Below are 13,250 nucleotides of genomic sequence, written 5' to 3'. Positions count from 1 at the left end.
TTCAGGAGATCAGCCCGACGCCGCCGACGATCCAGGCCTTCTCCGGCCGGGACGCGGCGGCGGTGCTCTCCGGCCGCCACCTGCGGATGTAGACGAGACCCGGCTCGACGAGTTCGGTGCCGTCGAAGAAGCGCAGCACGTCCTCGCGCCTGCGCGGCGCGTCGTCGGCGTTGGGCAGGATCCGGCGGAACGCCTCGACGATCGGGCCGACGAGGTCGGGGCGGGCGTCGAAGACGGCGTGACCGATCGCCAGGTAGCTGCCGCGGGCCACGTGGTCGCGCAGGTAGGCGACGGACTTGTACGGGTCGCTCGTGTCCGGGAGGTACTGCAGCCGGGCCGGGATCAGCAGTCCGACCGGCTGCTCGAAGTCGATGAGCCTGCGGATCTCGGGATTGTCGAGCAGCTCGGCCGGGTGGAGGAGGTTCCCCTTCACGACGCCGGTGTTCGGATTGGTCGCCAGGATGGCCCGCCCGTGGGTGAGCACCACGGGGTCGTCGTCGATGTACACCACCCGGGCGTCGGTCACCATCGACTGGGCGACCTCGTGGGTGTTGCGCTGCGTCGGCAGGCCGGAGGACACGTTGACGAACTGCCGGATGCCCTGGTCCACCAGGTAGCGCACCACGCGCTCCTGGAAGTCCCTGACCTCGACGGCCATGTCCTTGATCTCGGGGGCGAGCGTCAGGAGCCGCTGAGCGAGCTCACGGTCGGCGGCGAAGTTGTCCTTGCCGCCGAGGAGATAGTCGCTCATGCGGGCGATGTTGGCCGCGCTCGTGTTGAAACCCGGCACTCCGCGCCGCTCCGCGCCGCTCACAGCCGCCTCCTCGCCGTAGATACTGCCTTGACGATTATTGCCTAACAAATATCCCTTTGTGCCCGTAGACACACGCGCTAATCCCACCAGAACGACCAGGCGTTCTGCCCGACGATCTGTTCGGCGTAGTCGGCGAGAGTGCCGGGCCCCTGCAACACGCTGTCGGGGCAGAAGGTCCAGTGCTCGGCGGCGACGTACAACGCGTGCTGCCAGGTCGCCGGCGGCGCGGCGACGCTGAGATCGAGCGTGTTGAATCCCAGGCCCACCACGCGGGCGCCGAACCGCTCCTCCCAGCTGCGCACCACGGCCGACAGCGGCACCGTCCACTCGTTGTGGTTCAGCGCGCCCTGCCATCCGATGGCCACCAGCGCGTCCGCCCCCCGGTGCACCGCGGCCAGGCCGAGCGGGGTCCTGCGCTCGGCCACGACGCCCGCGTACCAGTCGGCGACGACGTCCGGATGGGCGACCTGCACACCCGGCCGCGCCGGCCCGGGGCAGTCGTCGCCGAAGGGCGCGAGGTCCATCTCCCGGTCGGTCAGGTCCGCCCACGTCTCCGCCATGAAACCGGCCGCCGTGTAGTAGCCGATCTCGGCGATCGAGTCGGGCGCGATCTGCCCGGCCGACCAGGGCTGCACCCCGTCCTCCAGCAGAACGGGCCAAAGGCCCGACCGCGCGTGCTCGCTCCGCAGCCGGGTCCACAGCCCGGCGTCCACCGGCGCGTCGCTGAGCCAGAACGACGGCCGGTGATGCGTTCGCATCCTGTCGTAATCGGGATCAGGCCACACGAGACCGCCGGGCGGCAGGTCGGCGTGCAACGTCCGGCCTTCCCCGCCGTCGCCGAACAGCAGCTCCAGTTCGAATGGCAGCTGCCGAAGCTGGTGATCCGACATGCGCCAATAATGTCGGACCTTGTCAGGAAACGCCCGGCGAGGGCCGCCTCAGGACAGGTTTCCGGCGTCTCCGTCGCCGCACTCAGGTCAGGAGGCGGTTGAGGACGCGCACGCCGAACTCCAGGCCCTCCACGGGCACCCGCTCGTCGACGCCGTGGAACATGCCGAAGTAGTCCAGCCCCGGGGGCAGCAGGAGCGGGGCGAAGCCGTACCCCTTGATGCCGATCCGCGCGAACGACTTGGCGTCGGTGCCGCCCGTCATGATGTACGGCACGGGCCTGCCGGTGGGGTCCTCGGCGAGAAGCGCGCCGGCGAGCTCGTCGAAGAGGCCGGAGGCGGGGGAGGAGACGCCCTCCTCGAAGCTGACGAACTCCCTGGTCACCTTGGGGCCGAGCAGCCGGTCGATCGTGTCGAGGAACTCCTCGCGCAGCCCCGGGAGGAAACGCCCGTCGACGTGGGCGTGCGCCGTGCCCGGGATGACGTTGACCTTGTATCCGGCGTCGAGCATGGTCGGGTTGGCCGAGTTGCGCAGCACACCTTTGAACAGGACGCTCGCCCGCGGCAGCCGCGCGACCTCCTCGTCGAGCCTGTCGAGGTCGATCGGCGTGCCCAGCGCCCGGGACAGCTCGCCGATCAGCCTGGCCACCTCGGGCGTGAGCCGCACCGGCCAGGTGTGGTCGGCGATCCGTGCGACCGCCCGGGCCAGCTCGGCTACCGGGTTGTCGACCGCGGGCTTGGATCCGTGCCCCGCGACGCCCCGTGCGGTGAGCCGCATCCAGGCGGTGCCGCGCTCCCCGACGGCCACCGGATAGATCCGGGCGTCGCCGTCGTGCCAGCTGAAGCCGCCCGACTCGCTGATCGCCTCCGAGCATCCCTCGAACAGGTCGCGATGCCGCTCGATCGCGTGGCCCGCGCCGTACTCGCCGGTCGCCTCCTCGTCGGCGAGGAAGGCGAGCACGAGGTCGCGCTTGGGCCGCAGTCCCTGCCGCGCCCACGCGAGCGTCATCGCGAGGGTGCCCTTCATGTCGACCGCGCCGCGCCCGTGCACGCACCCGTCGGAGACCTCGCCGGAGAACGGGTGCATCCGCCATTCCGAGGCGTCGGCCGGCACCACGTCGAGGTGCCCGTGGATGAGCAGGGCGTCGTCGCTGTCGCCGGGGATGCGGGCGACCACGCTGGTGCGGCGCGGGGCCGACTCGAACACGATCGGCTCGATCCCGGCCTCGTCCAGCAGCCCGGCGACGTATTCGGCGGCTCGCCGCTCGCCGGGCCCGTCGCCGGACCCGTCGTTGGTGGTGTCGATCCGCAGCAGGTCGGAGCAGATCTCCGCCACGTCGGTCATGTCGTCTCCCCGGTGCGTAGAAGTCCGTTGCCCCGGAGGGTGAGCGGCGGCACCTCCGGGGTCGCGAAGCCGAAGATCAGGCCGTAGAAGGCCAGCTCGGTCTCCAGGACGGCGATGATCGTCTCTTCCCGCCGCCATCCATGCTGTTCCCCCGGGAACGTCCGGTACGCCCACCGGCCGCCGGCCAGGTCCAGGGCCTCGGCGAACCGCTGCGACTGCGACGGGTCCACGACCGCGTCCTCGAGTCCGTGCAGGAGCAGGACGGGCCCGGACGCCCGGGCGGCGTGCAGCAGCGGAGAGCGGTCCGAATAGCGGGCGCGGGTCTCGGGCAGCGGGCCGATCAGCCCGTCGAGGTAACGGGACTCGAAGTCGTGCGTCTCGGCGGCCCACCCCTCCGGGTCGGAGATGCCGTAATGCGAGACCGCGCCGCGGAAGACGTCACTGTGCACGAGCGCGGCCAGCGACGTCCAGCCGCCCGCACTGCCGCCCCTGATCGCGACCCGGTCCGCGCGCCCCGAATCGATCAGCCATCGTGCCACGGCCTCGCTGTCGCGCACGTCGACCACGCCCCAGTTGTGCCGCAGGCGCTCGCGGTAGGCCCTGCCGTACCCGCTGGAGCCGCCGTAGTTCACCTGGGCGACGCCGATGCCCCTGCTGGTGAAGTAGGCGACCGTCAGGTCGAGCACCGGGACGGCCGCGCTGGTCGGGCCGCCGTGGACGAACACCACGTAGGGCCGTCCGGGGCCCGCCGTCGCCCCGGGATGCGGCGGGTAGAGGTGGGCGTGCACGCCCGCGACGGAGACCGGCTCCGGCGTGGGCAGCAACTCGCCCGGCGGCAGCGGCCTGCGGGCCGACAGCACCGTGTGCTCCCCGGTCTCCAGGTCGACCCGCACCACCTCATACGGCTGGTACGGCGAGGCCGCCACGCCGACGGCATACCTGTCGTCGGCGGAGACGGTCGGCGCCCACGACGTGAAGGAGCCCCCGACGTCCCTGATCGGCGAGCCGCCTCCGGGGTCGTCGACGACGCCGAGGCGGCGCTCGTCGGCCGTCCCGTGCACGGTGACGATCCGTCCCGCGGACAGGGCGAAGAAGGTGTTGCCGATCCGCCAGAAAGCGTCGCCGAACTCCTCGTCGAGCGGGGTCACGTCGGCGGCCGTGCCGTCCAGGCCGACGAGGTGGATGTTCCACCAGCCGGTCGGGTCGGCCACCGCGTAGAGGCTGCCCGGATCGCGCCATTCCGCCTGGACGACCGAGGCACCGCCCATGACGACCCGGTGCGCGCCGACGCGGGCCGTGCCGTCGATCGGCGCGACGCACAGCTCGGTGGCGTCCCACGGCATGTCGGGGTGGTTCCAGCCGATCCACGCGATGTGCCGCCCGTCAGGCGAAATCCGGGGGTTCATCAAGAAATGCTGGGCTCGGATGAGGCTGCGGATCGGCGAGCCGTCGAGCGGCACGGCCACGAGGTCCCGGCGCACGTCACGGCCGGAACCGCTCTCGCGGACGCACACCACCACGTCGTCGTGCACCACCAGGTCCCCGAACCGCTCCGGCCCCTCCGGGGTCAGCGCCGTGGGCTCCCCGCCGGGCAGGCAGACGTACACCCGTCCATCGTTCCAGTTGGTGAAGACGAGCCGTCCCGCGTGGGAGCGCCAGGACCGCCCGCCGTACTCGATGAGCCTGTTGCGGGCGTTCCATCCCGGCGGGAGGACGTCCTCGATCCGCCCGTCCGCGGTCCTGCGCACGACGCAGCGGCGCCCGCCTTCGTGCGGGCGCGGCTCGTCCCACCACGTCTCGTCTCCCGCGATCTCGACCCACAACGGCGGGTCGCCCATGCGGGCGACGTCGGAGGCGTGAATCGGCACCGGTCCCCTCCGGCTCGGGATGTCCGTCCTATGGAACGTTACAGGGCGTTCGGGCCGTCGCTCCTCGTGACCGGGCGGTTCCGCGCCAAAGGGGTCGATCTGACCGGATGCTGCATTTCCGGCATTCGGCGTCCTCTGAATTCCGAAATCGCCGCTATATCAATCACAAATGGCGCTGACAATCGCGTTTCGGTATGAGTGATGAATGTAAATCACCAGGTGACGCCTTGACGGCCGCTGCCGTGCGGCCCATATTTGTGGCGTCGGCGGGGTCCCGCCGATATCGCCCCCGATATTCGCCGCCCGATTTCCCGGTATTTCCCGTGGCGCGGAGACACTCGCGAAGGAGCGCCCGTGGCAGCCGTCCCCACGACCCGTCCGCGGACGGCGGTGCGCGGGGCGAGGTCATGACGATGCGCACGGCGGGAGACTTCGACGTCGCGGTCGTCGGAGCGGGCCCGGCCGGGGCCGCCACCGCACGCCGACTGGCCCGCGCGGGCTGTGCGGTCGTGCTGCTCGAACGTTCCCGGTTCGAGGCCCCCCGCGCCGGGGAGTCGCTCGCCCCCGCGACGCGCCCGCTGCTGGAGGAACTCGGAGTGTGGCGCCAGTTCGCCGCATTGTCCCCCCTGCCCTCGTACGGCACGCGCAGCATCTGGGGCAGCCCGGACGAGCACGGACACTCCCACATGGCCGGGCCGTACGGATGCGGATGGCACGTCGACCGGCCCTCGTTCGACCGCATGCTGGCCGGGGCGGCCGCCGACGCGGGCGCCGACCTGCGCTGCGGGACCGCGGGCCTGGGCTGCGTGCGACTCCAGGACGGCCGGTGGCAGATCACCTGCGTGGAGCGCGACCGGGCGTCGCCGGTCGTCGTGCGGGCCCGGGTGCTGGTCGACGCGACCGGGCGCGCCGCGCACCTCGCCCGCCGGCTCGGCGCCTCCCGCGTCGTCATCGACCGGCTCGTCGGGGTCGCGGTCTCACACTGTGAAGCGGACGTGTCGGCGGAGGGGTACGTGCTCGTGGAGACGACCCCGCACGGCTGGTGGTACTCGGCGCCCGCCGGCGGCGACCGGATGATCACCATGCTGATGACCGACGCCGACATCTGCCGGCAGTACGGCATCGCGGCGCCCGAGCCCTGGCAGGAGATGCTCGGCGAGGCCCCCGCCACGGCGGCCCGCGTGGCGACGGGGGAGCCGCGCCCGGTCGTGTGGGGGCCGAGGGTCTTCCCGGCGCTCAGCCAGCGGCTGCGGCGCACCGCCTACGACACCCCGTGGATCGCCGCGGGCGATGCCGCGCTCGCCGTCGACCCCATCTCGGGCAGCGGGGTCGTGCGCGCCCTGCGCTCCGGCAGGGCCGCCGCCGAGACCGCGCTCACGCTCCTCGGCGGCGACGCGTACGTCGAAACCCACCACGCCGTCAGGGCGTACGAAGTCGCCCGGGACAAGGAGCGCGCCGACTACCTGCGCGAACGCGCCGATTACTACGCCATGGAGCGCCGCTGGGCCGCTCATCCCTTCTGGCGCAGGCGCCGGCCCCGCACGGGGGGCCCCGGCGGAGATCCGCCGGGGCCCTGACGACCTAACCGAGCGGGGCGACGACCGTCCCCGCGCCCACGGTCCTGCCGCCTTCCCGGATCGCGAAGCCGAGTCCGGCCTCGATCGCCACCGGCCTGCCCAGCTCGACCGTCACCTCGACGGTGTCGCCCGGCAGCGCGACCTCGCCGTCCCCCAGCTCGATCCGGCCCGGCACGTCGGCCGTGCGGAGGTAGAACTGCGGCCGGTAACCGCCGGAGACGCCCGTATGCCGGCCGCCCTCGGCGGCCGTCAACAGATAGACCCTGGCCGTGAACCGCCGGTGGGCCTGCTGGCTGCCCGGGGCCGCGAGCACCTGGCCGCGGCGCACCTGCTCGCGGCGCACGCCGCGCAGCAGGAGCGCGGCGTTGTCGCCCGCCTCGCCCCGCTCCATCGTCTTGCCGAACGTCTCCACACCGGTGACCACCGCGGTGACGCCGTCGCCGAGCCCGACCGCCTGGACGGTGTCGCCCACCTTGACCGTGCCCCGCTCGATCGCCCCGGTGACGACCGTGCCGCGTCCCGTCACCGTGATGACGTTCTCCACCGGCAGGAGGAACGGCGCGTCGACGTAGCGGACCGGCACCGGCACGTGGTCGTCGACCGCGCGCAGCAGCGCCTCGATCGAGTCCTCCCACTCCGGGTCGCCCTGCAGCGCCCGCAGCCCGGAGACGCGCACGATCGGTACGTCGTGGTAGCCGTGCTCGGCGAGGAGGTCCCGAAGTTCCAGCTCGACCAGGTCGGCCAGTTCGGGGTCCGCGCCGTCGGCCTTGTTGAGCGCGACGACGACGTGCTCGACGCCGACCCGCCGGGCGAGCAGCACGTGCTCCCGGGTCTGCGGCATGATCCCGTCCAGGGCGGAGACCACCAGGATCGCCCCGTCGAGCTGCGCCGCTCCCGTGATCATGTTCTTCACGTAGTCGGCGTGGCCCGGCATGTCCACGTGCGCGTAGTGCCGGTCGGCGGTCTCGTACTCCACGTGGGAGATGTTGATGGTGATCCCCCGCAGGGCCTCCTCGGGAGCCCGGTCGATCCGCTCGAACGGCACGTACCGCGCGCCGCCCCGCTCGCTGAGCACCTTCGTGATGGCGGCCGTCAGCGTGGTCTTGCCGTGGTCGACGTGACCCATCGTGCCGATGTTGAGGTGCGGCTTCGAGTGCGTGTGGGCCTTCTTGGCCATGTCCTTTTCCTTGTTCCTTCGATGCCCGCTCCAGAGGCGACCCGTACGGATCGTCCAACCCCTCCCCGCCGGGTCGCCGTGGACGAACGGGAAAGGGTCAGCGCTCCGCGCCGCCGAGCGGCATCGAGGCACGCGCGAGTGCGCCCGCGATGGCGGGCGTCACAAGGAAGGCGTGCCGGAACATGCCCCCACGATCTCGTGGACGACCGTAATCCGGCAAATGGTTTTCCGAAGAACCATTAACAACAAAAGTCACATCGGACGCGTTGACTCCATTTAGTCAACGTGATCAAATTGGCCGGTCCACAGCTGCGGACGCCAGTCCCGCGAAGAATCAGCGCCCGCAGCGCATCAACGATGCAAGAGGAGGTTACACCTCAGTGAGTCCTAAGTCGGGCTTAAGGAAGGCCGGAATCGGCCTCGCCGCCTTCGCCCTGGTGGCCGGTGCCTTTGCCGGCCTGTCATCCGCGGCCAACGCCGCCGGTACGTCCGCGAAGACCGCCAACTGCTACGCGCAGTGGTGGAACACGGCCTTCGCCGGTAAATGCAGCGGGGCCACGAGAGATATCTGGCCCGTCTACGTGTACGGCGACTGCGCCTTGGAACTGGACTGGGAGGACGGCCCCTTCTCCATCAAGAAGGGTTTCTCCGGCACGTTCGACAGCAATGAGTGCACGTTTTCCGTGAACAAGGCCTCCCTGCTCTTCAGCTGATACGCAGGATGGCCTCGGCGCGACCAGAAAATCGGCAGGGTGGTCGCGCCGGCCAATGAACCGGTCGATACACCGACGGGTGTCCACCATGGGTGGGCACCCGTCATGACGAATGGGTGATATTACGTGAAGTCGGTCGCGGAGCTTCGCGGCATCGGGCAGGGATACGGCGCCCGTGACGTGATCGTCGATCTGGACCTCGATGTGCGGCCCGGCGTGCTCGGCCTGCTCGGGCCGAACGGCGCGGGGAAGACGACCCTGTTGCGCACGCTGGCGACCGTGGTCCCGCCGAAACGGGGGACGATTCACATCTGCGGAATTCCGGTCGGCTCACAACGGGCGGCCCGCCGGGCCCGGCGGCACATCGGATATCTCCCGCAACATTTCGGCTTCTACCCGGGCTTCACGGTCTACGACTTCGTCCGTTATTGCGCCTGGCTTCGCGGTGTTCCCGACGACGCGGCGGACGCGGCGGCACGCGAGGCCATCGACTTCGTGAACCTCACCGAACGGTCGAGGGCCCGGCTGAAGTCGTTGTCGGGCGGGATGATCCGCCGCTGCGGGATCGCGTCCGCGATCGTCGGACGGCCACCCCTGGTACTGCTGGACGAGCCGACGGTGGGTCTCGATCCCGCCCAGCGACTGGAGTTCCGCTCGGTGGTGCGCAGGCTCCGCGACGAGGACACGGCGGTCGTGCTCAGCACGCACCTGGTCGAGGACGTGGCCGCCGTCTGCGACGACGTGGCCGTGATGGCGTCCGGGCGCATGGTCTGGCGGGGAGATCCGGAAAGCCTGGCGGGCGCGGCGCGCCCGGGGGCGGAGGGGGACAGCCCGCTGGAGCGCGGGTACATGAGCCTGCTCGCCGGGCAGGGGGCGCTCGCGTGACGGCCCGCGTCTTCTGGACGGAGCTGCGCCGCTCCCCGCTGCGTTGGTGGTTGCCGGTGCTCGTGGCCCTCGACGTCGCGATGTTGCTCGGCAGGGACACCTGGTGGATCGGCGTGTGGCCCGAAGCGAGCGCGGCCGCCCAGCTTCCGGCCTACTTCTTCGGGCTCGTGCTCGGGGGCGGGGCCGCGTGGGTCGCGGGCCGTACACATCGGGCCGGGCTCACCGAGCAGCTGAGCGCCTCGACGCGCGCTCGATGGCAGGTGGAACTCCCCGTTCTGGCCGGCACGCTGGCCTACGGGCTTGTGGCGTTCGTGCCCGGCGTCGTGATCGCCGCCGTGGTCAGCGCGCGGGAGGCGGGCCCGGGCTTCCTGTGGCCGTCCTACCTTGCACTAGGCGTCTGCCTGGTCGTGCTCAGCGCGGCCACGGGGCATCTGGCCGGCAAGTTGTGGTCGTCGCGCTTCGTCCCGGCAATCACGGTCGCGGTCTGCTTGTTCGGCCAGACGATGCTGCGGCCCATCCGCTTCTATGTGCTGTCGGGGCACCCCCAAGCCGAAGTCTCGGGTCCGGCGCTCGCCGTGCGTGTGGCCTTCGTCCTGCTCATGGCCGCGTTCGCGCTGGCTCTTCCGCCGCGTGACGCCCGTCTGGGGTGGAGCCGGGCCCGGGGCGTGCCTCTGCGACCGTTGGCCGCGGTCGCCGCCTTCGCCGGGCTGGTCGCGGTGGCCGTGGCGGGACCTCTGCTGGTCGGGCGCCCCGCACCCGCGCGGGCGTTGTGTTCGGACGAGACGCCCCGTGTGTGCCTGTGGCCGGAGAACCGGAAGTATCTCGGTCCCGTCAGCGCGATGGTGGCCCGGCTCAACTCGCTGCCGGGCGGGGCGCTCACACTTCCTCCCACCTTCTATGAGCGAGGGCTGCGTGCGGCGTCCGCGCCAGATGCGGGCGCAGACTTCCAATTCCTCGCCGGTGACTTGTCCGTGCCCTCTTTCCTGTCCTCAGCAGTGATCGCCCGTACGCTGCCCGACTGCGAGGTGCCCTCCGACGCCGAGGAGCGGTACTCCCACGAGGTGTTCAGCCTCGACGCCTATCTCCAGTTGCGCGGCTTCGGAGACGCCGCCGCCCTGGGGAACGATGGGGGCCCGCCGGGGGTCGACATGCGCGAGATCGCCCGGGTGGCCTCGCTCCCCGACGACAGGCAGGCGGAGTGGGTGAAGGGCCGGCTGGCGGCGGTCAGGGAGATCGGCGGTGATTGCCGTGACCGCTAGGCGGGCTGATCTCCTGCGCTACGGCCGGGCCCACCATCTCGGCCAGATGGCGCTGGGCTTCGCGGCCGCGACCGCGGTCGCCTGCTGGGCCGGAAACTCCGACCTCGTCCTGCCCGCCGCCAACGGCAACGGGTGGACCGAGATGGCGAGCACGGCGGCGACGGCCATCCCATTCGCGGTTTTCGCGGCCGGCAGCCTGCACAGCGCCATGGCGTCGCTCGAGCAGGCCGCCGGCGGCCGTCTGCTCAAAGCCGAACTCGTCCACTTCGCGGGAGCGCTGCTGCTCGCGGCGGCCCTGATCGGGACGGCCACGGCCGCGACGGGCTCGGCCGGAGGCGCCGCGGAAGCGGTCCGCAACCTCATCCTCTACGCGGGGTTCGCCCTGGTGTCCGGCCGGCTGTTCGGCCGGTCGCTGTCGTGGATCGTGCCGCTCGCCGGTTTCGTCGTCGTCGATTTCTGGGGGTCGGACGGCGTCCACCCGTACTGGTGGGCCTGGCAGTTCCACGTGTACGACAGTGCGTGGTCGTGGGTCGCGGCGGGAGCCTGCCTCGCCTGCGGCCTGGCAGCCCTCCTGCTCCCGCCGCGACCCCTTACAGGTACAGCCCGGTCTCTGTGGCCTGCGCGGTGACGGACGGCCCGTACCCGTCGCGCAGGGCGAACAGCTCCGCCAGGGTGGCGCCCTGCGGCCCGATGCCGGAGGACGTGCCCAGCCACCGCGCCGCGTGCTCGGCGTCGAGCCGCCCCACCTCGATCTGGGCCAGGCACCTGCCGGGCCGTACGACCGCGGGGTGCAGCCGGTTGAGGTCCTCGTTGGTCGTGATGGCGACCAGCACGTCCCGGCCCTGGCCGAGCAGGCCGTCGGTGAGGTTGAGCAGGCGCGACAGGCCCTGGCCCGTCGACTGCTTGGCCTCGGCGCGGATCAGCTCGTCGCAGTCCTCCAGGACGAGCAGCCGCCAGCGGCGTCCCTCGGAATCGGGCTCGTCGTATCCGACCGCGACGTTCATCAGGTAGCCGGGGTTGCCGAACAGCAGCTCCGGGTCGAGCACGCAGTCGACCTGACACCACGACGCCCACTCCCGGGCCAGGGTCCGCAGCAGCGTGGTCTTGCCTGTGCCCGGCGGGCCGTGCAGCAGGAGAAGCCGCCCGGAGACGTCGGCCGGCTTGACGGTCATCAGCCCGTCGAGCCGGGTGGCCGCCGTGTGCGCGTAGTTCCCGCGCACCGCCGCCCACTCCTGCGTGCTGATCGGCTTGTCCGTACGGCGGGGCCCGTGGCTCGACATCCACCAGAAACCCATCTCGACGTGGTCGGCGTCCTCGGGCACCGGCTCCTCGGCGTCCTTGACGGCCTCGTCGATGACGGCTCCGGCCAGCCGCTCGCTGACCGCGGTGACCGTGACGGTGGCCGAGCGGTTGACCCGGCGGACCACGCGCAGGGTCCAGCCGTCACCTTCGATGAGGCGCACCTCGTGGCCGTCGCCGTGCTGCGCGACCCGCACCACCCGGCCGCCGGCGGCGGTCAGGCCGGCGTCGGCGCGCACACGGTCGAGGTCGGTGGTGCGGGACCAGGGCTGGGCGCCGGTCGCGAACGGCGACAGGGCGAGCGCGTCGATGACGTCGGCCGGGGTGTCGGCGTCGTCGAGGCACATCCTCATCGGCACCGTATTGGGCACAGTGTTCGGCACCGTGTTCGGAACCGTGTTGGGCGACGTCCCGGGCCTCGTCGTCTCTGAGTTGGGGGAGAAGAGAGCCTCCTTCACAACGGACATATGTCCATGATCTCCGCCTGCGGGGGTCGTTGTCGATCGGTTAAGCCGGGCGCCGAGGGCTTCAACCGGCGTTTAGGGCGACCGTTCTCGGCAAAAGGGCATACCTGATGGACCGATCCCGATTACGATCAAGCGTCAATAAATCCCCCCGGAGAGCAACGTGGCCATCGATCTCGTGACTCGGGCCGAATGGGGTGCTCGCGCTCCCAAAGGCTCCTATTCCTCACTCGCCTCCACGAAGGGCGTCAAGGTCCACTACACCGGCGGCCGGGTGGATCCGGCGATCGTGGACGATCACAAGAAGTGCGTCGCCATGGTCAAGTCGATCCAGAACTTCCACATGGACGGCAACGGCTGGATCGACATCGGTTACTCGATGGTGGCCTGCCCCCACCGCAAGGTGTTCGTCGGGCGCGGCCCCAAGCACCTGCCCGCCGCCAACGGCGCGGGACTCAACTCCGGCCATTACGCGGTGCTCGCGCTGGTCGGGAGCTCCGGCCTGGTCAAGCCGTCCGACTCCCAGCTGCTCGCCATCCTCGACGCCATCGAGTACCTGCGCGACAAGGGGAACGCCGGCAAGGAGATCAAGGGGCACCGCGACGGCTACTCCACCGAGTGCCCCGGCGACCAGCTCTACGCCTGGGTCAAGAAGGGCTCCCCCCGGCCCGGAGGCGGGGGGAGCACGCAGAACCCGCCGCCGAGCACCCAGGTGCCCAAGTGGCCCGGCCGCCTGCTCAAGTACCCGCCGATCATGCAGGGCGACGACGTGCGCAAGTGGCAGGCCCAGATGAAGAAGATCGGCTACGACATCGTCGTGGACGGCTACTACGGGCCCAAGTCGAAGGCGGTCTGCGTCAAGTTCCAGAAGGCCGAGCACCTCGACGCCGACGGGATCGTCGGCCCGATCACCTGGAAGGCGGCCTTCTCCGCCAAAGCGTGACAGGCCCGCGACACGCGAA

The 13,250-nt window shown here is 71.1% G+C and carries 12 protein-coding genes; 6 read left to right on the top strand and 6 right to left on the bottom strand.

What is annotated here, in order from left to right:
- Position 1: 1 nt before the first annotated feature.
- The 4 genes from Pth03_RS35895 to Pth03_RS35880 all read right to left on the bottom strand — a co-directional run bounded on the left by Pth03_RS35895 (position 2) and on the right by Pth03_RS35880 (position 4,914).
- Positions 2 to 814, bottom strand: coding sequence for an SAM-dependent methyltransferase (locus Pth03_RS35895; RefSeq protein ID WP_203948937.1), 813 nt, complete (start codon positions 812 to 814; stop codon positions 2 to 4).
- Positions 815 to 891: 77 nt separating this feature from the next.
- Entirely contained in the window at positions 892 to 1,704 is an 813-nt protein-coding gene (locus Pth03_RS35890; RefSeq protein WP_203948936.1) for a DUF4253 domain-containing protein, read from the bottom strand.
- A gap of 82 nt (positions 1,705 to 1,786) precedes the next feature.
- Positions 1,787 to 3,046 carry a M20/M25/M40 family metallo-hydrolase gene (locus tag Pth03_RS35885; RefSeq protein WP_203948968.1) on the bottom strand — a complete coding sequence of 420 codons (1,260 nt, stop codon included), beginning with the start codon at positions 3,044 to 3,046 and terminating at the stop codon, positions 1,787 to 1,789.
- Positions 3,043 to 4,914: a S9 family peptidase gene (locus tag Pth03_RS35880; protein ID WP_239119625.1), complete on the bottom strand. Its 1,872-nt coding sequence runs from the start codon at positions 4,912 to 4,914 to the stop codon at positions 3,043 to 3,045. The genes Pth03_RS35885 and Pth03_RS35880 overlap by 4 nt, the downstream gene beginning before the upstream one ends.
- A gap of 407 nt (positions 4,915 to 5,321) precedes the next feature.
- On the opposite strand from Pth03_RS35880, the gene Pth03_RS35875 reads away from it, so the two are divergent.
- Complete coding sequence (locus tag Pth03_RS35875) at positions 5,322 to 6,491, top strand: NAD(P)/FAD-dependent oxidoreductase (protein ID WP_203948935.1); 1,170 nt, start codon at positions 5,322 to 5,324, stop codon at positions 6,489 to 6,491.
- Positions 6,492 to 6,495: 4 nt separating this feature from the next.
- On the opposite strand, the gene tuf is transcribed toward Pth03_RS35875, so the two are convergent.
- Entirely contained in the window at positions 6,496 to 7,668 is a 1,173-nt protein-coding gene (tuf, locus tag Pth03_RS35870; protein ID WP_203948934.1) for an elongation factor Tu, read from the bottom strand.
- A gap of 380 nt (positions 7,669 to 8,048) precedes the next feature.
- On the opposite strand from tuf, the gene Pth03_RS35865 reads away from it, so the two are divergent.
- From Pth03_RS35865 to Pth03_RS35850, 4 genes are all read left to right on the top strand, one after another.
- Positions 8,049 to 8,381, top strand: a complete 333-nt coding sequence (locus Pth03_RS35865; RefSeq protein WP_203948933.1) for a hypothetical protein — start codon at positions 8,049 to 8,051, stop codon at positions 8,379 to 8,381.
- A 126-nt stretch (positions 8,382 to 8,507) separates the two neighbouring features.
- A complete protein-coding gene (locus tag Pth03_RS35860) occupies positions 8,508 to 9,266 on the top strand; it encodes an ATP-binding cassette domain-containing protein (RefSeq protein ID WP_203948932.1) in 759 nt (252 codons plus the stop codon).
- Positions 9,263 to 10,525 carry a hypothetical protein gene (locus Pth03_RS35855; RefSeq protein WP_203948931.1) on the top strand — a complete coding sequence of 421 codons (1,263 nt, stop codon included), beginning with the start codon at positions 9,263 to 9,265 and terminating at the stop codon, positions 10,523 to 10,525. Before Pth03_RS35860 ends, Pth03_RS35855 begins: the two co-directional genes overlap by 4 nt.
- Positions 10,515 to 11,153, top strand: coding sequence for a hypothetical protein (locus Pth03_RS35850; RefSeq protein WP_203948930.1), 639 nt, complete (start codon positions 10,515 to 10,517; stop codon positions 11,151 to 11,153). Before Pth03_RS35855 ends, Pth03_RS35850 begins: the two co-directional genes overlap by 11 nt.
- Here Pth03_RS35850 and Pth03_RS35845 read toward each other — a convergent pair.
- On the bottom strand, positions 11,116 to 12,291 hold the full coding sequence (locus tag Pth03_RS35845; RefSeq protein WP_239119624.1) for a DUF5925 domain-containing protein: 1,176 nt from the start codon (positions 12,289 to 12,291) through the stop codon (positions 11,116 to 11,118). The genes Pth03_RS35850 and Pth03_RS35845 overlap by 38 nt on opposite strands.
- A 160-nt stretch (positions 12,292 to 12,451) precedes the next feature.
- Here Pth03_RS35845 and Pth03_RS35840 point away from each other — a divergent pair, with 160 nt between their 5' ends.
- Positions 12,452 to 13,231 carry a peptidoglycan recognition protein family protein gene (locus tag Pth03_RS35840; RefSeq protein ID WP_203948929.1) on the top strand — a complete coding sequence of 260 codons (780 nt, stop codon included), beginning with the start codon at positions 12,452 to 12,454 and terminating at the stop codon, positions 13,229 to 13,231.
- Positions 13,232 to 13,250 lie beyond the last annotated feature (19 nt).

It is taken from the genome of Planotetraspora thailandica (assembly GCF_016863335.1).
Taxonomy (GTDB): domain Bacteria; phylum Actinomycetota; class Actinomycetes; order Streptosporangiales; family Streptosporangiaceae; genus Planotetraspora; species Planotetraspora thailandica.
This window is presented reverse-complemented; position numbering and strand designations above follow the sequence as displayed.